The organism is Vibrio maritimus (genome assembly GCF_021441885.1).
GTDB lineage: Bacteria > Pseudomonadota > Gammaproteobacteria > Enterobacterales > Vibrionaceae > Vibrio > Vibrio maritimus_B.
This window is the reverse complement of the sequence record NZ_CP090439.1, coordinates 1597925-1621348: the sequence shown is the minus strand read 5'-3', so window position 1 is coordinate 1621348 and position 23424 is coordinate 1597925. Positions and strand designations below refer to the sequence as shown.

At 45.7% G+C, this 23424-nt stretch carries 21 protein-coding genes; 9 read left to right on the top strand and 12 right to left on the bottom strand.

Features of this window, described 5'->3' with window-relative positions; all coding sequences use genetic code 11:
- The 8 genes from LY387_RS23685 to LY387_RS23650 form a co-directional block, all read right to left on the bottom strand.
- Positions 1-477 carry a Na+/H+ antiporter subunit E gene (locus LY387_RS23685; protein ID WP_234496622.1) on the bottom strand — a complete coding sequence of 159 codons (477 nt, stop codon included), beginning with the start codon at positions 475-477 and terminating at the stop codon, positions 1-3.
- On the bottom strand, positions 474-1970 hold the full coding sequence (locus LY387_RS23680; protein WP_234496621.1) for a proton-conducting transporter membrane subunit: 1497 nt from the start codon (positions 1968-1970) through the stop codon (positions 474-476). Before LY387_RS23680 ends, LY387_RS23685 begins: the two co-directional genes overlap by 4 nt.
- Positions 1967-2320: a Na+/H+ antiporter subunit C gene (locus LY387_RS23675; RefSeq protein ID WP_234496620.1), complete on the bottom strand. Its 354-nt coding sequence runs from the start codon at positions 2318-2320 to the stop codon at positions 1967-1969. The genes LY387_RS23680 and LY387_RS23675 overlap by 4 nt, the downstream gene beginning before the upstream one ends.
- The gene (mbhE, locus tag LY387_RS23670; RefSeq protein ID WP_419153474.1) at positions 2320-5001 is read right to left on the bottom strand and encodes a hydrogen gas-evolving membrane-bound hydrogenase subunit E; all 2682 of its coding nucleotides are present in this window, start codon (positions 4999-5001) and stop codon (positions 2320-2322) included. The genes LY387_RS23675 and mbhE overlap by 1 nt, the downstream gene beginning before the upstream one ends.
- A gap of 122 nt (positions 5002-5123) precedes the next feature.
- On the bottom strand, positions 5124-5318 hold the full coding sequence (locus LY387_RS23665) for a hypothetical protein (RefSeq protein WP_234496618.1): 195 nt from the start codon (positions 5316-5318) through the stop codon (positions 5124-5126).
- A 103-nt stretch (positions 5319-5421) separates the two neighbouring features.
- On the bottom strand, positions 5422-6360 hold the full coding sequence (locus LY387_RS23660) for a universal stress protein (RefSeq protein ID WP_234496617.1): 939 nt from the start codon (positions 6358-6360) through the stop codon (positions 5422-5424).
- 190 nt (positions 6361-6550) lie between these two features.
- Positions 6551-7843 (bottom strand): DEAD/DEAH box helicase, encoded by a 1293-nt coding sequence (locus LY387_RS23655; protein WP_234496616.1) that lies wholly within the window; start codon positions 7841-7843, stop codon positions 6551-6553.
- Positions 7844-7923: 80 nt separating this feature from the next.
- Positions 7924-8505 carry an ACP phosphodiesterase gene (locus LY387_RS23650; protein WP_234496615.1) on the bottom strand — a complete coding sequence of 194 codons (582 nt, stop codon included), beginning with the start codon at positions 8503-8505 and terminating at the stop codon, positions 7924-7926.
- 360 nt (positions 8506-8865) lie between these two features.
- Between LY387_RS23650 and LY387_RS23645 the strand changes: the two genes are divergently transcribed.
- The 3 genes from LY387_RS23645 to LY387_RS23635 all read left to right on the top strand — a co-directional run bounded on the left by LY387_RS23645 (position 8866) and on the right by LY387_RS23635 (position 12021).
- Positions 8866-10395, top strand: a complete 1530-nt coding sequence (locus LY387_RS23645; protein ID WP_042470296.1) for a hypothetical protein — start codon at positions 8866-8868, stop codon at positions 10393-10395.
- 111 nt (positions 10396-10506) lie between these two features.
- Positions 10507-11250: a hypothetical protein gene (locus LY387_RS23640; protein ID WP_234497840.1), complete on the top strand. Its 744-nt coding sequence runs from the start codon at positions 10507-10509 to the stop codon at positions 11248-11250.
- A 162-nt stretch (positions 11251-11412) separates the two neighbouring features.
- Positions 11413-12021 (top strand): YitT family protein, encoded by a 609-nt coding sequence (locus tag LY387_RS23635; protein ID WP_234496614.1) that lies wholly within the window; start codon positions 11413-11415, stop codon positions 12019-12021.
- Positions 12022-12042: 21 nt separating this feature from the next.
- On the opposite strand, the gene LY387_RS23630 is transcribed toward LY387_RS23635, so the two are convergent.
- Positions 12043-12615 (bottom strand): protocatechuate 3,4-dioxygenase, encoded by a 573-nt coding sequence (locus LY387_RS23630; RefSeq protein ID WP_234496613.1) that lies wholly within the window; start codon positions 12613-12615, stop codon positions 12043-12045.
- Positions 12616-12887: 272 nt separating this feature from the next.
- On the opposite strand from LY387_RS23630, the gene LY387_RS23625 reads away from it, so the two are divergent.
- Together LY387_RS23625 and LY387_RS23620 are read left to right on the top strand one after the other, a co-directional pair.
- Entirely contained in the window at positions 12888-13262 is a 375-nt protein-coding gene (locus tag LY387_RS23625) for a hypothetical protein (RefSeq protein ID WP_234497839.1), read from the top strand.
- 163 nt (positions 13263-13425) lie between these two features.
- The gene (locus LY387_RS23620) at positions 13426-15414 is read left to right on the top strand and encodes a U32 family peptidase (protein ID WP_234496612.1); all 1989 of its coding nucleotides are present in this window, start codon (positions 13426-13428) and stop codon (positions 15412-15414) included.
- Between the two features lie 43 nt (positions 15415-15457).
- On the opposite strand, the gene LY387_RS23615 is transcribed toward LY387_RS23620, so the two are convergent.
- A complete protein-coding gene (locus LY387_RS23615; RefSeq protein WP_234496611.1) occupies positions 15458-15637 on the bottom strand; it encodes a DUF6435 family protein in 180 nt (59 codons plus the stop codon).
- A gap of 242 nt (positions 15638-15879) precedes the next feature.
- On the opposite strand from LY387_RS23615, the gene LY387_RS23610 reads away from it, so the two are divergent.
- The 3 genes from LY387_RS23610 (at position 15880) to LY387_RS23600 (ending at position 19302) form a co-directional block, all read left to right on the top strand.
- Positions 15880-16509, top strand: a complete 630-nt coding sequence (locus LY387_RS23610) for a DUF1349 domain-containing protein (protein WP_234496610.1) — start codon at positions 15880-15882, stop codon at positions 16507-16509.
- Between the two features lie 64 nt (positions 16510-16573).
- Positions 16574-17959, top strand: coding sequence for a TldD/PmbA family protein (locus LY387_RS23605; protein WP_234496609.1), 1386 nt, complete (start codon positions 16574-16576; stop codon positions 17957-17959).
- Positions 17959-19302 carry a TldD/PmbA family protein gene (locus tag LY387_RS23600; protein ID WP_234496608.1) on the top strand — a complete coding sequence of 448 codons (1344 nt, stop codon included), beginning with the start codon at positions 17959-17961 and terminating at the stop codon, positions 19300-19302. The genes LY387_RS23605 and LY387_RS23600 overlap by 1 nt, the downstream gene beginning before the upstream one ends.
- A gap of 62 nt (positions 19303-19364) precedes the next feature.
- Here LY387_RS23600 and LY387_RS23595 read toward each other — a convergent pair whose 3' ends face one another.
- Positions 19365-19835, bottom strand: a complete 471-nt coding sequence (locus tag LY387_RS23595; protein ID WP_234496607.1) for a TetR/AcrR family transcriptional regulator — start codon at positions 19833-19835, stop codon at positions 19365-19367.
- A 202-nt stretch (positions 19836-20037) separates the two neighbouring features.
- On the opposite strand from LY387_RS23595, the gene LY387_RS23590 reads away from it, so the two are divergent.
- Positions 20038-21477 (top strand): hypothetical protein, encoded by a 1440-nt coding sequence (locus LY387_RS23590; RefSeq protein ID WP_234496606.1) that lies wholly within the window; start codon positions 20038-20040, stop codon positions 21475-21477.
- Positions 21478-21564: 87 nt separating this feature from the next.
- Here LY387_RS23590 and LY387_RS23585 read toward each other — a convergent pair whose 3' ends face one another.
- Positions 21565-23268, bottom strand: coding sequence for a protein adenylyltransferase SelO (locus tag LY387_RS23585; protein WP_234496605.1), 1704 nt, complete (start codon positions 23266-23268; stop codon positions 21565-21567).
- Between the last annotated feature and the right edge of the window lie 156 nt (positions 23269-23424).

Genomic DNA, 23424 nt, shown 5'->3' with positions numbered 1-23424 from the left:
TCACCCACGGGTCACCTCCAATATTCTTCTCTCCATTCCTTGTTTAATGCTTTGGATCACCTCTTCATGCTCAGGTGCAAACATCGCGTGAACCACAAGATGCTTCTTGTCCTCCGTAACATCGAGGCAAAGACTACCTGGAGTTAATGAAACCATATTTGCAAGTAAGGTTATTTCCACATCACTCTTGGCATCCAGTGGGACATAAACAATATCAGGGTCACTTAGGTGAGTTGGCGTAATGACATCCCACATCACTCGAGCAACTGACACTATCATCTCGTAGATAAAATAAACAAAGAGGGATAGCGTCGCCGTAAAGCGTTTGAAGTAACTCGTTTTTAACCCAAAAGGCTGACTAAGGCGCAAAGCAAAGAAACCGACAATAAATCCAATAACAAAGTTACCGCTGCTGTAGCTGCCATTAATTAGCATCCAAGCGAAAGCAAGAAACAAGTTAAGCAAGAAGTAACTCATAATCGGCCTCCTAACACGGCATCTACGTAGGCACTGGGTACTAAAAGCTGGTTTGCAGCCCCCATGGCGAATTGAAAAAACGGCTCTGCGGCGAAGCCAATCACTAAACTGGTTGTTGTTAAGATAACGATGGGGGTGTAATACAAGAGTTGAACAGCCTTGGGCAAAGCCACCGATCTCGTCTCCTCAGGTTGAGGCTTCCAAAACGCTTCACTCCAAATCTTGGTCATCGAGAAAATGGTCAACAGTCCCACCACTAAAGCAGTTACAGCGAGCATGTAGTGTTCCGTATGAAGGCTGTCTTTGATAACCAAAAACTTGCCCCAGAAACCAGATAAGGGTGGAAAACCCGCTAATGAGAAGGCTGGAATAACGAACAAGAAGGCCAGTAAAGGCATGGACTTATAAACGCCACCAAGCTTGGACAGGTGACTGGAGCCATATCGACGCTCGACAAATCCACCAATCAAGAACAGGTTGGCTTTCACTATGATGTGATGAACAATATAGAAAATCGCCCCCGCTAGTGCTAACGGCGTGTAGATAGCTAACCCCATGATCATGTAGCCGATCTGACTGATGATATGAAACGATAAGATGCGCTTAATATCAAACTGAGCGGCAGCCCCCAATACGCCTGTTAACATGGTTAAACCAGCTACCCATATGAGTAGCGGTTGCCATCCACTCTCCGCCAGTGGAAATACCAAAGTAAACAGTCGAATAAGCGCGTACACCCCTACTTTAGTCAGCAAGCCCGCAAACAAGGCAACCACTGCATTCGGCAAAGTATGGTATGACGCAGGTAACCATGAAAAGAGCGGAAACAATGCCGACTTAATGGCAAATGCGAACAAGAACAACACTGAGAGCAGAGCTTTGGTTTCTGTTGGTATTGTTTGGGCTTTGGTGTGCAAATCTGCCAGATTGAGCGTGCCAGTCGCACCGTACAGTAAACCTATCGCCAGCAAGAAGACCAGTGTAGAGACCAGATTAAGCACCACATACTTGACTGCCCCATCGACCTGAACTTTTCCAGCATCCAGAACCATCAGACCAAATGAGGCTATTAGCATCACCTCAAACCACACATAGAGGTTGAAGATATCTCCGGTGAGGAAAGCGCCATACACCCCCGCGAGCAAAACATGTATCAGCACGTGGTACATGCCGTATGAAGGTTTATCTCTAAGATCGGCCATCGCGTAGAAGACACAGACGGCCCCTATTATTGCTGTCACTAAAACCATGGCGGCACTGAGCAAATCAGCTACAAACACGATTCCAAAAGGTGCTGCCCATTGCCCGAATGCCACGGCTTGAGGACCACCATTAAGCACACCAACTAGCAAGGCTAACGCGATACAAAACGTGACGCTGACGCTGATGCCGCTAACATAGTCCAAAACGCGCAAATGGCGTCGAGCAAAGAATGTCAGTATCGATGTCAGCAGTGATATGACAACGGGTAACGTCAAACCTAGCTCTGTCATGAATCCTCCTCAGAGCGAGTTAGTTGCTCAACATCTGCACTCCCTGACTCCTGATAAGAGCGGTAAAACAGTAACAAGGCAAACACCAGTAAACCAAATCCAATCACGATCGCAGTCAGAACTAAGGCTTGTGGTAATGGGTTTGCGTAGCCCTCTGGCGGCAATACGTCATTTGCGTCGATAAGCGGCGCCACGCCGAAAGTTAATCGACCGCTAGTAAATATTGCTAGGTTAACGGCACTGCTAAGTAGTATTAATCCGAAGATAACTCGAAGATAGTGACGCTCCAACATCAAGTAGATACCGGCTGCGACAAAGATACCCATCACCCCACTCCATAATATTTCCATCAGTCGAGCTCCTCATTCACTTTTAGCAGCATCCCCATCACTCCACCGATAATCGACAGGTAAATACCGACATCAAATAGCAGCGGCGTTCCAAGGGGCACGACTTCTTTCCACCACAAACCCGTGAGGTACGGCAGACCCACCAACAAACTCATTACGCCTGACAAAGCACTCACTGCAATCCCCACCATCGCGATGCCAAACGGTGAGTAATACAATCGCTCCCTTACGTAACTTGGCGATTCGGCAAACATAAGTAGAGACAGACCAATGACGGCGATAAGTGCGCCAATGAAGCCGCCTCCCGGTGTGTTGTGACCTCTCAGCAACAGATAGAGTGAGAACACCAGCATAAGCGCTGCGACAATGTGCGCTGTGGTGGCGAAAATGAGCGAATTGATCTTGTTCTTTTTATGAACGCTTGAGTTGACTAGACTTGCGGCTGATAGCCCCGCGATAACAACAACCACTACCTCGCCAAAGGTGTCGAAGGCACGAAAATCTACCAAAATCACATTCACAATATTGCGACCATGACCGCCAGGCACGCTTTGCTCTGCAAAGAACTGCGATAAGCTCGTATCTATAGGCTGGGAGGTGATCGTAATTAGCAACATAGTGACTGCAACGCCAATGAAAATAGCGACGACTGCGTGCAGTGCTCGACGTCGACGTGGATGTTTAGGAACGGTTGAGAACAACGGTAAATGGCGCATTAAAAGTGCAACGAAGACCACCAGCAGCGTCTCTACCAATAAGAGAGTTTTGGCGACATCCGGCGCGCTGTAGAGCATAAAAACCAATGTCGTCATAAAGCCAATCACACCTAATGACGCGACCGCTAAAAGACGAGAAGTCGAAACAATACAAAGCAGTGCAGAGGCAATCATGATCGCAGCAATGACGACCTCGAAATAGCGAAGTTCAGCAAGACTAGACGACCAATTAACATTCCCCAACGAGATATGACTGAACAGCAAGATCGCGAGGACTGCAAATGAGGTGAGCACGTAGCCACCAAGCTTTTTGTGTTGAAGCAAATTGGTTTGCCATTTAGCGACACCGACCAATGATGCCATGAATCGATGGAACACAGGGTCAGCTAAAGGTGTTGTTACGCCCCCCCTATCCCACCATGTTTGTGCGCGACCTGATAATTTGTAAAACAAGACGCCTAAGCCCAAAGTAAACCCACTGAGGATCAGAGGAAGATTTATGCCTTGCCATAATTTAACGTCGCCGACTAGAAGATCGGGTGAGACGGTTTGCACGCCAGGGGCCACAATATTGCTATTAAGCCAACCAAGAGCCAAAACAGGTAAAGCGATGCTACCCAGTGCCAGTAAAGCTGGCGGTATCCAGAGCATGAAACTCGTCTCTACCGGCTTTGCTACTGCCGCTCTCTTTTCTTGAGAACCGTGAGGTTTTGAAGAAAGAAACGGTTTGAAAATAAGTGACATTGCTAGCGACACCATAAGTGCGTTGACAACAAGCAGCACCAGCAAAATCCATGTGTTGACCTCAAGTAGCGCCTTGTACATGTACTCCTTGCTCAAGAACCCCATAAAGGGTGGGATACCAGATTTTGATAATGCAGCAATAGCAGCAGCAATTAACGATATAACCAGCACACTTTTCAAACCGCGAAGCAGCCGAATGTCTCGTGTCCCCGTCGCTTTATCTATGTTACCCACGACCATAAACAGTGCTGCTTTATAAAAAGCATGAGCAATAATCAACAGAAATGCTGATACCAACGCGAGTTCGCTACCAATACCCAGTAGCAGCACCAGCATGCCCAACACGACATTGGTACTGTATGCGAGCATCAGTTTGAGGTCCGTTTGCCTTACTGCCAGCAGCGCGCACCATAAAGCGGTAAACCCACCCACTGTTGTTAAGGTATAAAACCAAACGTCTGATTCCGAGTAGACCGGAGACAATAAAGCTAACAAGAATACGCCCGCTTTCACCATGGTCGACGAATGCAAATAGGCACTGACTGGCGTGGGTGCTGCCATCGCATTTGGCAGCCAGAAATGAAATGGAAACTGAGCAGATTTCGTTAATGCGCCGAGCATGACCAAAACCATCGAGGCGTGGTAGATCGGAGCTTGTGCTATCACAGCTTGCTCAGAGATGATCACACTAAGTTGAAAACTGCCTGCGGCTTGCCCCAATAGGATGAGTCCCGCAAGCAAAGCAAGCCCACCAGCACCAGTAACGATCAGCGATTGCAGTGCATTTTTTCTCGATTGCTCCTTTTCATGGTTAAAACCGATAAGCAGATAGGAAGTAAGTGTGGTCAGCTCCCAAAATACGAACAACAGAAGGACGTTGTCACTCACCACAACACCTAACATGGCGAGCATAAACAGCGTTAGATAGCTGTGGAACAACCAACGATCTTTTGCCCCTTTTAAGTAGGCATAAGCATAAAGCTGAACCATTACGCCGACACCAGAGATCATTGCCGCGAACAGATAAGATAAACCAGTGAGCCTAAAGCTAAGATCGATCCCTAAGCTAGGCACCCACTCTACTGTCCAGCTCAATCCTGATGGCTGATACCAATAACTTAGGGCAAGGAGAATCCCAGCTGGTAGGACTGCAAAAATCCAAAGCGGCTTATCCCTTACATTGGGCTCTGTTACATAGACTCGATTGATTCCATTACTCATCATCTGGCTACACTGGCTCCATGTATAGATTGATAGGGTTAGTGAGCTCGGGGGCTCACTAACAATCTCGGTGCACTGGTTATCAGTATGTTGCAGTCAGCAATTAACTGATGAAGATGAGGTCAGAAGACTCTGTCGGTAGGTCGGGAGGCAAGCGTGTCTGGATGATGAGCAATCAAGGTTTTCACCCCTTCGTTTTGCTGCTCCAACAGCTCTAGCGCATTATAGGTACATTCGCCAATATCATGTCGTGGGCAAACGTGTGTTTGGTGGCGTTCTATCAGTTCAGTATTACAATGTGGACAGTAGTGCTTCATGATATCCTCCTGTGATTACTCACAAAATTGTGTTGCCAAGTCAGTGTCATTACGTTTGATTAACTCCGTTCTCCCTATGGTTGTCAGTTCTGTTTGGTTTGTTTCAACTTGATATTGGTGTTTTGAAGCCTTGTGGTTTGAGCGCGACCAACGAGCAGTGAATCGATTGAAGTACATTCTCCGCTGTATTGCCGATCACAAATCCTGATATGCCCGTTCGAGCGACGGTTCCCATTACTAATACGTCTACATCACGCTCTCTTACACATTTTGGAATCTGATCGTCCGCTTTACCATGCAGATGGTGGACCACGGTACTCCCTTTTATTCTCGATTCATCAATCAAAGCTTGAAGCGCTTCTTCATGTCGAACTCTCTCTTCTTCAACTTCTTTCGCCACATCTTCATGCTCAATCTTGATCCAGGTATTTCTGTCGATATAGTTTTCCATGTAGTGTTGCCAGCACGAAATAACATGAAGCCTACTGTCGCAACTGTCCGCGATCGAACGCGATAGTTCTAACAGTCGCAGGGCTAAGGCATGTTGTTCCTGCGTCGAAGCGACAGGGTCAATCGCAACCGCGACTCGCCGTTTTTGTTTTGGCTTGGACGTAGGTCTATGAAGCCACACAGGGCTTGGACATTTACGCAACAATGTCATGTCGATCGCCTTGAAGCCATCGCCACCATCGGTGATGGGTTCCGCTTCTTTGATAACTAGGTCGTTGTGATTGTTGAGAACATGTCTAATGATGCAAACTGCAGGCTGCTCGCTACTTTGAACCTCAATCGGAAAAAGCACATCATCGTCGGACAAACCAACGTCGCTTTTAGTTTTTGTAACGCTTTGATCAAGAGAGTTTTGCAACGAACTCTCATAGGCACGTTGATATTCGGATAGATCATCTGGAAAGGTGGGACTGGCAATCAACCCCTTAACTGGAACGCGATTGTTGGCCGCCAGCATAATCGCCTGCGCCAGTGCATCACTGTGTCCCGGCAAACCTTGGGTAGCAAATAGTATGTTCTCAAATCGTCTCATACACTCCTCCTTGGTTGCACAAATATTAACCAGCACTACCCCTTAATGGCTAGTTAACAATTGTAACCATAAATTAACAAGTGATAGTCATTCTCATTAAAAGACTGATTGTATGAGACAAAAAATTCCGTTGGCAGATTATAAAAACTAAAAAAGACAGGCCTCAGCTTGTCTTTTTTAGTTGGTGTTTTTAGCGTTTCTTACCGCGATTAGCGTGTATCTTTAGTTTCGCCTTCATCTTGCGCTTATCTGCACCTCGGCCTTTTCGGCGTGGTGCTCTATCAGGATCTATTTCTGATTCTGGGCTTGGTTCAAACCCTGCCAGCCATTCTTGAGGTAAGCGATTGTCGAGCAAACGCTCTATCGCCTCTAACAAGTATTGCTCATCGTGGCTCATCAGCGAAACGGCAAGACCTGCCTGCCCTGCGCGTCCTGTACGACCGATGCGGTGAATGTAGTCTTCCGCTTTATACGGTAAGTCGTAGTTCACCACTTGCTCTAGCTGTTGGATATCCAAACCACGCGCTGCAACATCGGTCGCGATCAATGCTCTCACTGCGCCCGACTTAAAGTCGTCTAGCGCTTTTTGACGTGCTCCTTGGCTCTTATCGCCATTAATGGACACCGCTTTAATACCGTCTAACTTGAGCTCTTTAGCAAGTGCATCACTGCCTTGCTTGGTTTTAGTGAACACAAGGACCTGCTGCCAGTTACGAGAACCAATCAAGTAGGCAAGCAATTCGTGCTTACGCTTCTTATCAACGGGGTAAACCATCTGTTTTACGGTATCTGCCGTCGAGTTCGCTGGCGTAACTTGGACCTCTACTGGCTGATTCATAATACGATGCGCAAGCGCTTTAATACGCTGCTCAAAGGTCGCCGAAAACATCATGTTTTGACGCTCTTTTGGTAGCCGTTTGAGGATACGGTTAAGATCCGGCATAAAGCCCATGTCTAACATGCGGTCAGCTTCGTCTAGTACGAGGTATTCACACTCGGCGAGCGTCAAGTTACGAGTGTGCTGATGGTCAAGGAGACGACCCGGTGTTGCCACTAGAATGTCGGCACCACCACGAAGATTCTTAGTCTGCACACCGATGCTAGTGCCACCATACGCGACAACCACTTTTAAATCGGTTGATTTGGTGAGCTGCATCAGGCTATCGAAAACCTGTTGAGCCAGTTCACGCGTTGGCGTGAGTATCAATGAACGGATTACCTTACTCTCTGGCTCTCGCGCTTTAGGCTCATCCAGCAACTGCTGAATCAATGGCAATCCAAACGCTGCGGTCTTACCCGTGCCTGTTTGTGCACCTGCAAGTATGTCTTTGCCGTCCAATACAAAGGGAATGGCTTTTTCCTGAATCGGTGTCGGTGACGTGTAGTTTAGGTCAACAAGGTTTTGCTTTAACGTATCGCTAAATGCAAAAGCATCAAAAGAGGACTGCTCACCGGCAGTATCGAGTAAAGTCTTGTCTGTCATAACGTCGCCAACAGGAAGTATTCAAAAGGGTCGCGAGTGTAACAGAAACCAAGCGCTAGGTTAATGCTATTCTCGCTTAACTACTTGCGAGTTTGCTGTTTTGCCTTCTCTAGTACCTCAGGATACAACTGATTGAATAAACCTGAAAATTCTTGATAGTGCATTTCAAGCTGTTCACCACACTCTGCCAATGGTGCCATGCGCATGCTACGCAGGGACATACGCTCCAACGCAAATTTAATGTTATCGAACTCTTGATACGACTCAAGCCAGCGCCCTTGCCACATGTGTGTGCTCATTCGCACAAAACGGTCAGGTAAAGGTGCCGAAGTCTGCTTAATGGTCAGTTCTGCATTATCAACAAACCGAGTGAGTGATTGGTGATGAAACCTAGACCAGTGTTTTGCAAGGCAGTGATCCCAAAACATATCCATCGCAATCGGGGCGAACCGTTTTAAGTCAGAGTCGAACAAGGTTTTACACTGCTTCATTATGAGATGGTTGTCAGTGTATGAATCTACAAATCGATGCAACATGATGCCTTGGGCAATATCGTCTTGATAGTGCTTTGTTGGGTCACCTTTGACAAAGTCTCCCAATAAGTTACCTAGTAAGCTACTACTGCAATGCTCTGCGATGTGTAAGTGGGCGAGAAAGTTCATAGCTCTCCATACATTAATGCTTTACCTCATTGTGAGATGCTAATCTATCGACGTCAAACTAAGCTATGCACTCGACTTCGCATTCAACCGTTATATCGAGCAAAAACCTCGAAAAAACAGAAGTCCCCAAAAACACGAAAATTTACCAACTTCGCTTACCATATGTTTTTTAAGAACTTTCATAGAATATTACAGATAATCACAATCAATAAAAACCGAGCTCACATTCATTTGTATGATTAAATGTTTCAGCCGTTACATTTTTGAAGTACATGGCACCAAAGAATTCTTATAGGATCGCCGCCATAAATTTATGGCTCGCTAGTGCTGCCATTTTCAAAGACTTATCTGGTGTAATTAATGGAACACTTTTCGTATCTGATTTCTTTTAATCATTTATTGTTTTCAATGGTGGCTGTTGTCATCATGGTTCTACTTTCAAGAACCATCGTCGCTAATACTAAGTACTCGGCTGTTTTAGTTATCGTTGTACTTGGTCTACTTATGGGTACCTTGTTTGTAAAAACAGGTCTTGCTACCCCGGGACTTCAAGAGTTCCCTGCTATCGTGCTTTTAAGCCAAACGACCGTCATTGCCTTGATCGCGACGTTCTTTGTCGGTGGACAAGAAATCCGTCGTCTGCTTTCAAAGGAGACAGGTCACGTTGATGTGTTAGCTGTTCCTGCAAAGAATGAAGTTTTCTTTGGCACCACAAGTACTCAATTCGTCTACATCATTCGCGCGTTTGTGTTGCTGATGGGTATCGAGATGATTTCAGCGTTGCTAACAGGTCGTAGTGCTTCTCACCCAATGGGTGAATCCTACCTTGCGATGGCGTACCTGTGTATCGGCGTTGCCATCATCTTCGTCGATAGCAAAAAAGAAGTCGCTAAGATGCGTACCTACCTATTTAAGGGTGTGGTCGAGGTTCTGACGATCGTCATCATTATGATGTTGTCGCTAAGACTCTCTCACCTAGTTGCTAGTGTGATTGGTTTACCGCAAATCTTCTTTGCTATGATCATTTCATCTGGCTTAGGTATGTTGCTTCCACATTGGAAAGCGGGTCCTACACTGAACTCACTACTGTTCGCAGGCATCCCAGTTCTACTAACCGGTACTTTCTTGGTTGGTGGTTCACACATGCTTGAAGCGTTTAGCATTCCGGGTCTACAAAGCGTTATCGTTTATGGCTTTGCTGGTCAAATGTTCTGGATGTTTGGTGGCCTAACTATCCTTATCTTCCTAGCGAAAGCGAACCACGTTCGTAACCTAGCACCAGGTATGGCAGGTGGTTTATCTCACTCTGGCTTAACAGGCGCATGTACTGCGGGTGACTTCGGCTACACGGCAGCAGCGCGCGCTCCAATCATGATCAACATTCCATTCCTTGGTCATATCTTTGTATTTACTATCCTTGCGGCAAGTGCAGAGCGTGGCGCGTTGCTTGTTGGTTGGACACTGCCTCTCGTGCTTGCAGGATTGGCTTGTGTGTACCTTGCAACCAAGAACCTTCGCAAAGCAAATGGTGACCATGCAGTTGAAGTAAAAGGTCTGATGCAGTTCTCGTTTGGCTGGCAAATTGTTGCGGTATTCGGCAGCTTCACGATTCTACACTTCGCAGGTATGCCTATTGAGCACGCATCGATGGCAGCAGCTTCTGGTCTGTCTCACTTCGGCTTGTTCGCAGCAACACAAGGTGGAATGTTTGGCGATAGTGCGGCAAGCATGATCACCTTCATCTTCGCGACACCATTCTTAGTGCATCCGTTGGTATTTGGTCTGTTTGGTAAAGCGACGGAGAACAACGGCGAGATGTCGAGCAAAGCGGTACTGCTTATCTTCACTCTTGGTACGCTTGGTGTGCTTTACTCAGCACTCTCGATCTAACGCTACTTTATGGACCTAACCTTCGGGTTAGGTCCTTGTTTACGTTTCACATTCAAACGAAAAGCTCTGTTTCTGTGACTAAGGATTTCACTTCTTAAATATAAGAGGGTTCTGATGTTTTCTACTTTGCATTTTGTCATCACCACTTTACTCGCCATCACCTGCGCAAAAGCGATTGGTGTGAGTGATGGCGATATCTCTGTTCTCGCATTAGTCATTCCAGCGCTATGGATACTGCCTCGTAAAGGTGCCAGTGGACTTGTACTTCTTGCAGGAATGTTCTGTTACGGACTCACGCTACCTTATCAATCCATCTCTCTATCTGTGACACAATGGACGTTGTTCCCACTGCTCTTCGTCGCATTCTCAAAACGCAGCAATCGCAACGTCAGAATCATTACCGCCGCCATCGTTAGTGCCTTGCAAACAGGAATCATGGTCAGTCAGATACTTGGGACACTCGATGGCTCGCCACTGATTACTCTGGTTCAAATGGTCTCTATTTGTGTCATCTGGTGGGCGGCGAGACGCAAGAACACTTCTCGCAAGCAAAATTGGTGGGTATTGGCACTCATCTTACCCCTATGGTTTACCGATCAGGCTTATACCATCGTCGTCGCTCTTTCCATCACCGGTATTATTGCCTCCCTCGAAAGCCTATCTGACCTCAAAGGTTTTCGCTGGAACAAGCTCATCTACTGGACAGTCCCAGCGGTTGGCTTTGCAACCTTGGTAGTATGGTCAAAAGTCGAAGTGCCCCATCAAGTTGTTGTCGTATGGATGTGTTTATTGGCAACCGCATGGATGACAGATTACATTCTTCGCAGTATGGAAGTAGAAGCTAGACGAGGCTAAAACGGCCTCGTTAGCCACCTTATGTGTAAATCTAACGAAACACTCATTAAAAATCGAAAATTCGCCACGTTATCGACATAAGTATCCATAGAAGGCTAACATCGCCGCCAATCACTTGTAACAACACGCCCATTTTGGCGTCTATAAATTGGAATTTTCTTTATGGATAAAGATCATAGCCTGCGCGAGAATTTGCTCGCCCTAACGCTCGGGAGTGCTTTGGTATCTCTAGGCGTTATCTTCTTTAATCAAGTTGGCTTGTTAACAGGCGGAACTGCCGGCCTTGCCCTGTTTATCACTAAGGTCACCACGCTTAGCTTCGGACAGGTGTTTTTTGCATTAAACCTGCCTTTCTATATTTTGTCAGTCACCCGCATGGGATGGCAGTTCACCATCAACACCTTTATTGCGGTTAGTATCGTCTCTTTCGCTGTGGACCACTTGCACCACGTCATTCAGATCTCGCACATCGAGCCTGTATATGCCGCGTTAATTGGTGGTGGATTGATTGGTATGGGCATGCTTGTCATCTTTCGACATAGGATGAGCCTAGGCGGGTTCAATATTCTGGCGCTGTTCTTGCAAGAGCGATTCGGTATCCGTGCAGGCAAAGTACAAATGGCACTGGATTGCTCCATCGTTGTACTTTCTCTGTTTGTTGTCGATATCTATCTAATCGCACTCTCTGTATTGGGTACTATCGCAACCAATCTGATCTTGGCGATGAACCACAAGCCCGGGCGTTATCAACCCGTACAGAGCAGCGCATAAGTGCTAAATAGATGGGCAACGTCAGACCACGAACTGGAACTGCGTTGTCCACTCTCCTTTGACATCTTTGATTACATCCATTTGCAGTAAATCTCGCTCGCTACCGCCCCACCACTCGTTACCTGTCTTGCCTTTGAGGTAAAGTTGCGTCGTCAACAACTCTCGTTGATTCTGCCAAAGCTTTACATGTATGTGCGGTGGTCTGCCTGTGTAGGGGACTGGAAATAGAGTCCTAAACTGTACCTGCCCTCTTTCATCACTTTGAAGCGCGCCAAAGCCTGCGAAGTTTTTATCGAATCTCTCAACGTTAGGTTGTCGTGGATGGTCATAGACCCCTCTTCCATCACACTGCCAGATTTCAACTCTGATATCAGAGATTGGATTACCTTGAATATCTACCACTCGCCCAACTAAGTTCATGCTTTCACCTTCGACTTCGTCGCTCTCGATAATCAGGTCTGAGCGAACGGGAATAGTTGTCACTGGGTAAAAGGGCCCCTCTGCTTGAGATGGCGTTCTTTGTAGTTTTGTATTTGCCAGTACCGGGCTAACAACAAACACAGAGCACAATGCTAGGAAATCACGTCGTTCCATCTTTCCAAACTCCACATTAACGATAATAAAAGTGTGGTACGGATTTACCCTCTCTGCGAGTTAAAAATTGCTTAAGAATCTATCAAATAGAACGTGAGCCCCGAGTTGCCCTACTATTCGAAATGTTTTTCTGTCATTATGAACAAATGAAAAGCCTGACTAGAAATGGTAAGGCAAACAATGTCACAAGACTGAACATTTTGGCATCGACTCACTTTTCATGCCTAGTCAGTGACGATAAAAACATCCCAGTCGAAGGAGTAGAATCAGCGATGACTTACGAAACAAAAACCATGGAAGTACCTGTTGCTATCGCAGACCGTGTACAAGCGTTGATCGACGGCTACATTGCCAAAGAAAAGTTTAATGCTGAGCGACGCGAGGTCGTAAATAACCTACTCGCTATGGATGGACTGAGCTGCGAGATGGCAGTATACAGCCTACCTCAAGATGAACTGATGGATACGCTTCGTTTTGTGTATGAGTTGTCTGGTACCAACAGTCGATTCGTCAAAAACATCCTAACGCAAACGCGTGAAAACCCAACGAAGAAGCTTTCTGACTCTCAGCGTTCTTCAGCAAAAAGCTTACTGTTCAACCTACTTAACGACCCGTCAGTGGTCTCTGCAATGAAAGAAATGCAGTAATTGAGCTTTACTTTAACGAAAAGGTGGCAGATGCCACCTTTTCTCGTTTTTTACACCTCTTCATGTTCCTTCCTACTTTCGTCCACAACTACCTCTAATTAACTAACGAAATTCGTCACTAATTCCTGTAGACTACGCCCTCACTTTTTTTAGGGGTATGGTCGTGACACGAGATCAGTTTGAGTTATTAGCACCGGGCGGTGATGTAGAATCAATCAAAGCAGCAATAGCAGCAGGGGCTGATGCGGTCTACTGCGGATTGGATCGCTTTAACGCACGTAATCGCGCCGTTAACCTGACGCTAGATAACTTAAATGGCGTTCTCGAACTGGCTCACGCCAATCAATGCCAAGTTTTCCTTACGCTTAACGTCCTCATTCTCGAGAGTGAAGTTGCTGCGGTAATGAGGCTACTCGCCCAGTTAGTCGAAACAGACATCGATGGCGTTATCGTTCAGGATCTTGGCTTAGCCTATCTTCTAAAACATCATTTCCCTACGTTGGATGTTCACGCATCAACTCAGTTAAATACCCACAACACAGGGCAAATTGAGTACCTTAAGAAGATGACCGCGAGTCGCGTCAATCTATCCCGAGAGTTGAACATCGATGAAATTGCTCATCTCGCACACTTTGGTCATCAACATAACGTTTTGATGGAAGTATTCGTTCATGGCTCCTACTGCATCGGTTTTTCTGGTCTTTGCTATATCAGCTCTGCTCGCAATGGCGCCTCAGGCAACCGCGGTCGATGTAGCCAACCATGCCGAGAGCAGTATCAAACCACTAAACAAGGTTATGACTACCCGCTAAACCTCAAAGACAACTCCGCATTTGGCGATCTACAAGCGCTTGCCGATGCTGGCGTGTATTCGCTCAAGGTGGAAGGCCGAATCAAAAAGCCACATTACGTTTACACAGTCGTCGACAACTGGCGTAAGCAGATTGATCGACTGTGTGACGGTGAAACGCTATCGCAAGACACAACTGAACTCTACACAGTGTTTAACCGCGATTTTTCAAACGCGTTTTTGAAAGGGGATTTTGGCAAAAGCATGTACATTGATAATCCAAGAGATAATGCCGTCACACATTTCTCAAAGGTCTATCAATGCACCAGTACTGATGATGTTCAAAGCGTCAAAAAGCGTCTGTACGACAAGAAAACCGATATTATCCAACATGTTGATGCCGAGATCGCGAAGATGGACATCAACTCAGATCGCCCGAAAGCCAGCTTAAAGGGAGCCATCGAAGCGCCAAAACTGGCAACGCTTCCGAATAACCCTGAGCTAACCGAGACCAAGCCTCTCTCTGTATTGATTTCAGAACGGGAGGATGTAGCACTCGCGCTTGAAGACAATGTCGATGTTTACTTTCAGCTCCCTATGGGGCTAAAAGCAGAACTGCCTTCGATGATTGCTCTGTTTGAGAGTAACCCGAAACTAAAACCATGGTTCCCTGCCATTTTGATCGGCGACGATTATGAAGCGGCGAAGGTGTTTCTCGTGACTATCAAACCCTCTTTACTCATCACCAACAACTCTGGTGTGGGCTTCTATGCGCAAAGCAATGGATTGGAGTGGATTGCAGGTCCACAAATGAACACCACGAACTCATACACGCTCAAGTGTCTTGAAGAAGAGTACTCGGCCGCCGGCGCATTTTTATCTAACGAGTTAAGCAACAAACAGCTTCGCTACATTCGCAGACCTAATCAAATGCGTACCTTCTACAGCGTGTACCACCCAAATACGCTTTTGACTAGCCGTCAGTGCTTGTTCCAACAAACTGAAGGCTGTAAGAAGATCAAAGTCAACAAAGGTTGCTTGAGACGCTGTGACAAGCGCACCTCTATCATCAATCTAAAAGACAATCCATACGTCGTTCAAAAACAAAGAGGCTCGCACAACTCTATCTACAGTGATTTGAACACGTTAAACTTAGATGTCCTTAGTGATCATCGTGATCTCATCACGGATGTATTTATTGACCTACGAGACATTCAAACCGAAACCAAGGTATTAGGTAGTAAGCTTGATATCATCAGTGCATTCCAAGCGGAGTTGCTTCGAAACGGTGATGACTCATCGAGCGGTGTCACAGCGCTGATCGCGCCGACAAGAAACCAACAGTATCTGAAAGGCATCTAGTTCGAAGTGTCTAGCTACTAACGGCTAGCGACGAAGCCTTGACTTACTGAGAATCGGAAGCAGAGAGCTTTTTAATATGAACAAAAAGCTCCTCTGCCTCGGCTGTGAGTTTAGAGTACATTCTGATATCGCCATTTCTCTGTGCACGCATCGCCTGCTCTAGCAACATTGAATGTCTTTTCTTTAGTTTTCTCGCGGGATCTCGTTTTAAGAATGAGAACATAGTTAACTCCGTTTAATTGGTTTGTCTGGTTTACGAAGCTTTATCACAAACAGATTCATCTCCAACGCTAATCACGCTACTTTCTTTGTTCTTCGTGCACATTCGTGCTTGATGAATTTATTGCTCTAATCGCTTGAAGGAAGGGGAAAAAGAGACCATCATGGACTCTAGGGAACCAGAAATATCACCAAACACCCCAACCCTACCAATTCAAATTTTTTTCCAAGAGCGAGATACCCTAAATGGTTGATTTCACCAAAGGCACATGGATTTTTGAACCCGAAACCAGTCAAGTGACGGACACGTCTGTATCGATTACCACAGAGCCGGAAACAGACTTTTGGCAGCGCTCATATTATGGCTTTAGAAACGACAACGCCCCAGCATTATTGCTTGAGTCTAGTGATAACTTCTCATTCACCACAAAAGTGAGCTTTCAGTATCAGTCTCAGTTTGATCAATGTGGGCTAATTATCTATTTGGATAGTGAAAATTGGTTCAAAGCATCCATCGAATATGAATACGAGTCATTTTCTCGACTCGGCAGTGTTGTGACCAACCTTGGTTATTCTGACTGGGCGACAACGGATATCCCGCTCCCTAATGAGATCTGGTACCGTTTAAGCCGACGTGGTCCTGATTTTCTAATCGAATCCTCGCTTGATGGCGCACATTTCAAACAAATGCGTATCTTTCATCTTCATAAGCTAGGAGAAACAACGCCGGAAATGGGTAAATGCAACCCACCAATGCCGACGGAGTCATCGGTAAAATTTGGTGTGTATGCGTGCAGCCCGACACCATCTTCGTTTACCGCAACTTTCACTGATTTCACTCTAGAACCAAGTCAGTGGCTTGCTCATCCAGCTTGATATAACATTATGATATTCCTATTTTTTAGGGATTACTTGGACCTTCTATGAACAAGGAGACTTCATGTTAAATTCTGATACAGCGAAAGCAGTCATCGATCACGCCCTCTTTCTCGGCGCTGATTTCGCAGAGCTTTTCGTCGAACACCATCAAACCAATTCCGTCCAGATCGCGTCTGGTGAAGTCGATAAAGTTAACTCAGGTATCGATTTTGGTATTGGTATTCGTCTCTTCTTTGGTCACAAAGTGTTATACGGCTACACCAACAACACTGATGAGGCTGAACTAAAGCGCGTAACGTCACTACTCGCAGCAAAAGACAAGAGAGAGCAAATCGCAACAGCGGGTGCTTTGAATCTAAACCGCTACCCAGTCCAACACGGGTGCCGCTTGCCACTGAGCAAAGACGCCAATTTGGACTCAAAGATTGCGTTTCTTCTAAAAACCGATGCAGCAGTTCGCGCTGAAAGTGAATACATCACACAGTTTATCGGTAGCGTTCTGCAGCGAGAGCAGCAAATATCCATCTTCAACTCAGAGGGCTTGCACGTTGACGATACACGTCATTACATCCGCGTATCGGGTAACTCCGTTGCTCAAAAAGGTAATGAACAATCCTCTGGTATGGAAGGTCCAGGCGCACTAGCAGGCTGGGAGTTTAGTGAGCAGTTAGATGCCAAAGAACTCGGCCAGACCATCGCCCAACAAGCATTAGTCAAACTTGGTGCTGATGCCTGTCCATCTGGTGAAATGCCTGTAATCATTGGTAATGGATTTGGTGGCGTTATCTTCCACGAGGCCTGTGGGCACTTACTCGAGACCACCTCTGTCGCCAAAAAAGCATCCGTCTTTCATGACAAAATGGGAGAAATGATTGCGCATACAGCGGTAAGTGCCGTTGATGATGGCACGATGACCAATGAGTGGGGCTCTATCCATGTCGATGATGAGGGCATGCCAACGCAGCGCACTCAATTAATCAAAGATGGTCAGCTCACTAGCTTTATGGTTGATAAAATGGGCGGCATGAAAACCGGCTTTGAGCCCACTGGCTCTGGACGCCGCCAAAACTACAAATTTGCCCCAACGTCACGCATGAGAAACACCTTTATTGAAGCAGGTGAACACTCACTAGACGACATGCTAGCGGGCGTAGAACGCGGCATTTACGCTAAAAAAATGGGCGGTGGCTCAGTTCAGCCAGGTACAGGAGAGTTCAACTTCGCGGTTCGCGAAGCGTACTTGGTGGAGAACGGCAAAATCACCAAACCGCTTAAAACCGCGACTCTTATTAGCACTGGTCCTAAAGTACTCAAAGAGATTAGCATGGTAGGCAAAGACATGGCGCTGGCACCAGGTATGTGTGGATCTGTTAGTGGCTCAGTACCAACAACGGTTGGCCAGCCTTCGTTAAAAGTGGACAACATTCTAGTGGGAGGCGGAAACTAATGAGCCAAGACAAACAACTTCTCAGCGCTGTTGATTACGTTCTCTCAGAGGCAAAGCGCCAAGGTGCTGAAGCTGACGTTATCGTCAATCGCAGCAATAGTTTTTCACTGAAAGCCAACCAAGGTCAGCTTGATGAATACAAGGTCAGTTCAAGCCAAGTTCTTGGTGTTCGGGTTGTCAAAGACGCACGTATTGCAACTAGCTATTCTGAATCATTAGAGGAATCCAGCCTAGATTTGATGCTCACCAACGCGCTGCAAAGTGCTCGTTTTTCCAAACAAGATGAGCACCAAACGATCAGCTGTGTTGATAGCAAGATCACCACCGATATTGCAGAAATCGCGCAAGAAGACACAACCTCCGCAGATGACAAAATCGCTCTGTCTCTCGCACTTGAAAAAGGCGTTCTCGACCTGCCCCATGCTTCAAGCGCTCCTTATAACGGTTATGCCGATGGCGAGAGCCAACTGATCCTTGCCAACACTCAAGGCACGCTATGCCAACACTTTGAACGTTCGTTTAGCTGCTACGCTTACACCTTGTTCGAAAAAGATGGCAAGCAATCCATGGCGGGTAAAGTGTCAGTTGGCCGACGCTTTGACGAACTAGATCCTAGCTACTGTATCGAAAAAGGCTACAACCTTGCACGTGACCTCCTTGATGGTGCACCTGTTGCTACTGGTGAATATTCAGCAATTTTTGATGTCGGCGCGCTAAGTAGCCTATTCGGTGCATTCGTCAGCGCATTCTCTGGTGTCAGTGCAATGAAAGGCATCACACCACTAGCGAATAAGGTTGGTCAGTCTGTTGCCAGCGAGCTAATCACCCTAACCGACGCAGCGTACATGCCAAACGGCATGGCCATCGCCGCGTTTGATAGCGAAGGTTTTGCGACGCAAGACAACATCCTAATTGCTAACGGGCAGTTAAGTACCCTACTCCACAACAGCCACACTGCCAGCTACCTTGGTGCAGTATCAACGGCTAGCGCAGCGCGCGGTGCAAAATCGAGCTTAGATGTTTCCACAAATCACAAAGTGATTGCTACTGGTCAAAGTAGCGCGTCTGAAGTGAGAGCTGGGGAATACTTAGAACTAGTCGAACTGCAAGGCGTGCACTCTGGTGCTGATGTTGTCAGCGGTGATTTCTCATTTGGCGCTAGCGGCTTTTTATGTCGAGATGGTAAACGAGTACAGCCTGTTCGTGGTATTACTGTAGCGGGTAACTTCTACAAGATGCTGAAAGAAATCGATGCCGTTGGGGATACGCAGCTTGTGAATGATAGCCGCAGTTTCTTTGCACCTGATGTTAGGTTTACAAGGTTGAGTATTGGCGGTAAGTAGGTTGGTAGAATGGCTTAGTGGCACAAGATCGTTTGCCACTGAGCCTAGTTTTTATCAGAGCTCTAAGAAAACATTTTCCGATATATTACTTCTCCAAAAACGGTTTTCATCGCTCTTTTCGCACTGCTCTCATCTGTGTTTTTTGCAAGCATCTCCTCTAGTTTCAAGGCCCCTCCTCGAGAATATGGACTAGTTCCATCTTTCAAAATATTATCTATCAACATTTCAACAACTTCTCTAAACACATGATGCTGTTCATCTTCATAAGCACATATCCAAGATGAAACAAACTTCTCTTCCGATGAAAAGTTCAACAATGGGAGAACCATCGGTAACACCTTGCCCTGCAAGGCCGTTGCGAACATAATACTCGAAGGGTAATAATTCTGGATACTACTTTTGCTTACACCAAACTCTTTAGCCAACCTATCATAGGTTACAGCTCCCCACCCTTCCTCAAGAAAAATTGAAAGAACTAACCCATCCAAGATCAGTTTCTTCTTCGCTCTCTCCTCTGCAGAAATTCTCGCCATCAACACACCATAACTTCTGTCTATAAATCACAGACCGCAGTATAAATACAAAAGTTATATAGTACTAGTATCAAAAAAAATCATTTTTTAAAGTACTAGTATTGAAAAACAAAAAATAACCACTTAGAATACCCCTAACGCTTAATGGATGAGCTGCCATTTACATGGAATTAGTACTAGTACCAATAAAACAGGTAACAAAATGAAAAAAAACATTCTAAGTACACTTATTGCAGCTACATCTTTAAGTCTTATTGGCTGTAACGCAGATGATGTAAGCAATAATGCAGAACTAACCTCTCGAGCTGTTACTGCTAACTTATCAACTCCAACATCCGTCGACATTAGTTCAGATGAATACTGTGGTGATGCCAATATTCATGAAATCTGTCACTTACAGGGTAAAGTCGTCAAAATCTACTCGAAAGGCAGTTTTAATGATGAATTATTTGCTCACTTCTTGCGTGTAGATGGGTATAGTATTTTTGTAGAGGATAAGATTGACGGTATTGGTGAAAACAAAACCTACACTGTAGCCGAGTTAATAGCTAGTAACGGTGGAACTGAAGATGATATTACGAAACTAAAAAGCTTCACTATTGATGTCATCGGTGACGCAAAAATCACTCTAGTTGCACCGCAACAATACTCTCAAAAAGGAATAGCATACTCGTATACGGCTATTGGAGAAGAGTACATTGACCGTAGCATCAATGATTTCGAATTAGAGGCCGTTAATGACCCTCGCTATTCTTTTGTAACGGTAACTGCAACTGAAGATGTAGACGCTCGAAACACTTTATTAGCTGATGAGACTATGTTCGGTACTTTTAACAAAGATAAAACTAAGGCATATCACAGTGCATATGTGATTCAGGAGGATTCAGTACTTACGATCACTACAACTACTGGTGAATCAATGTACCAAAACCTCTCAGATTACGTGGACCCTGAAACAGGGCTAGCCGATGGATATGACCCTAAAATCGCAAAACACTGGAACTTTATTGTGTCAAAGTCTGAAAATGGAGGCATAATTATTACTCCGCCTGACTTCGCGGATCCCATTGAAATCAGCCCTAAAGAGCCAGTTCTAAGTTCTGAATCATTACACTTTGCCAACATTGTCTCTACAGACTTCAATGGTAGTGTAATTATTAATGTTGATAAGTCAGAGCGTGATGATCGAGAAGATGAAGCCAAAGCCGTTACTAATGTTGCTCCAGGCTACGCTCTGGGATCTTATAACCAAGAGTTTAGCGGTATCATACATGGAGAAGGTGAAACCTCCCATCTATTCGTAAATATCTATCTAGATGGTCTATACCTAATCAATGGAAGTCTACGCGAAGTAAAGGCTATTTCGTTGACCAATGAAACCAAAGATACAGGTATCGTTACCGTCAGTTATGAAGACTATAGTGAGACAAATAGCGCTCCTTTGTCTGACTTCCAAGAGCACAAGGTAATTCTTTGGAATGAGTTAGGAGGCCTTACACTCGGTAACTTTTACCTTAGATTGAATGCAGAAGTGACCAATGCAGAAGGTGAGCTTGAGCCTAATCGTAATGTTGGAAGAAACATAGAAATCAATGAGTACAATTTCGATTTAAAGGATGGTGCTGAGCCAATACTCCCTTAAGCTTTTCAAACTAAAAAAACGCTCGAAGTAATACGACTTCGAGCCTTTTTAAGGCATAAATTTCTATCTACAGATTGTTTTTTCAAGTTACGACGAACAACTATAATGCGTCACCCCACCCACATCAAAAAGTTCCAACGGTCTCAACCGATAAAACTTCCCTTCAACCTCTTTCGATTGCTCCCCATAAGGTTCGCCAAACACATCTTGTAACTCATGAATCAAACCAAACTCCCCTAGCTCTGCTTGTTTATACGCTGGCACAACTAACCACTCACGCCAAGTATACTTAGGGTTCACGCGCTGCATTTGCGTTGATAGTTCCTGCTCACTGATAGAGGTATCAAGCTTTCTTCTCCACTCCGTTAACCAGTCACTCCATTGATTCATCAGTTCCTCATCTGGAGACGTATAGAAACTCGGTTCAAGCTCAGATATGGTTTTAGGTAGGTGGGATAACTGGCGGAAGAAGATCGTGTAATCCACATGAGTCATCATCATGAGTTTAAACAGCTCTTGAAGAAGGTCGCCGTCGAACTCTATAAGACCTAGCTTTGCAGTCCACATTTCGCTCAGTTTATCGTGCATCACTTGTGCGAAATCATCTTGAATCTGGCCCAGCTGTTCTAGCGCTACCGAATCATCACGAATCAAAGGCATTAATGCCGAGCAAAAGCTTTCGAAGTTTTTCTCCGCAGCTTGAGGCTGGTTGAAGAATGAAAAATGACGACCACCGCCAGTCCAAGGCTGGTAATAGGGTTCAAAGCGCTCAACAAAACCAAACGGCCCGAAGTCGAGTGTGAATCCGCCTATCGCACAGTTATCGCTATTGAAGTTCCCTTGGCAGAATCCGACGCGCATCCAGTGGGTCACTAACGTTGTGAGTCTGTCTCGAAAAGCCGCGGCAAAGGTGAGTAGCTTTTCTTTGGCAGAAAGTGTGGGATCGATTTGATCTGAATACTCACGCTCAATAGCGTGATCGACGATCATCTCCAGTTCACGCATCGCTTCGGGGTGAGCGTCGCTGCGTGCTCTGCGTCCAAACAGCTCTAGCTGCCCTACCCTTAGAAATGACGATGCTACACGAGTCGATATCGCCACAGGGTTGGAAACCATGATATCTGGATTCTCAGAATGGGAACCCTCACGATACCAAGGTCTATCAACCGTTTCTGACTGAGAGGCAAACAAGCAAAGCGAGCGCGTTGTGGGAATACCTAAGCTGTACATGAGTTCTTGAGCAAGAAACTCTCTCACGCTAGAGCGAAGTACCGCGCGTCCATCTGCGCCTCGACAATAAGGAGTTGGACCGCCGCCTTTCAGTTGCATCTCCCATCGCTTATTGTTAAAGACGCCTTCAAAGATAGACATGGCGCGTCCGTCACCGTATCCGTTACCCGTTTTGAATGGGCATTGTTCAATGTACTCAGTACCGTAGATAGAAAGCGCGTATCCTGTTGCCCAGCCAAACTTTTCCATTGGTTCAGGTGCTTGGCTTAACTGGCCCGAGAAAACGTTTCGGAACTCATCTGTTAGCGCTAATGCATTTTCTAAACCAAGTTCTTCAAATAGTGATTGGCTGTGAGTAATGTAGATAGGATCGGCAATAGGTGTTGGTTTTACTGGAACAAAATGCCCTGTAAATACTTGCCTTAGATTATGGTCATTTCCAGTGCCATCAGAGTCAGGGTCGCGATTAAGCGACATCATTAATGAGTAGTCTGCGGCTTTGGCAAACTCTTCAATAGTAGTGATTCCTTTGATCGACTTTTTCTCTGCTCGTTCACTCATCCTAACTCTCTAATCCCTTTGATAATTTTCAATCTCTGCCTGCATCATACGGACAATCTATCAATAAGTATGACTTTTATCTTAATAACTAGCCAACACTCAGTCTATTAGCGTAATATGTCATACAAAACTCCCGCTCCTCTCTGCCATTTAATA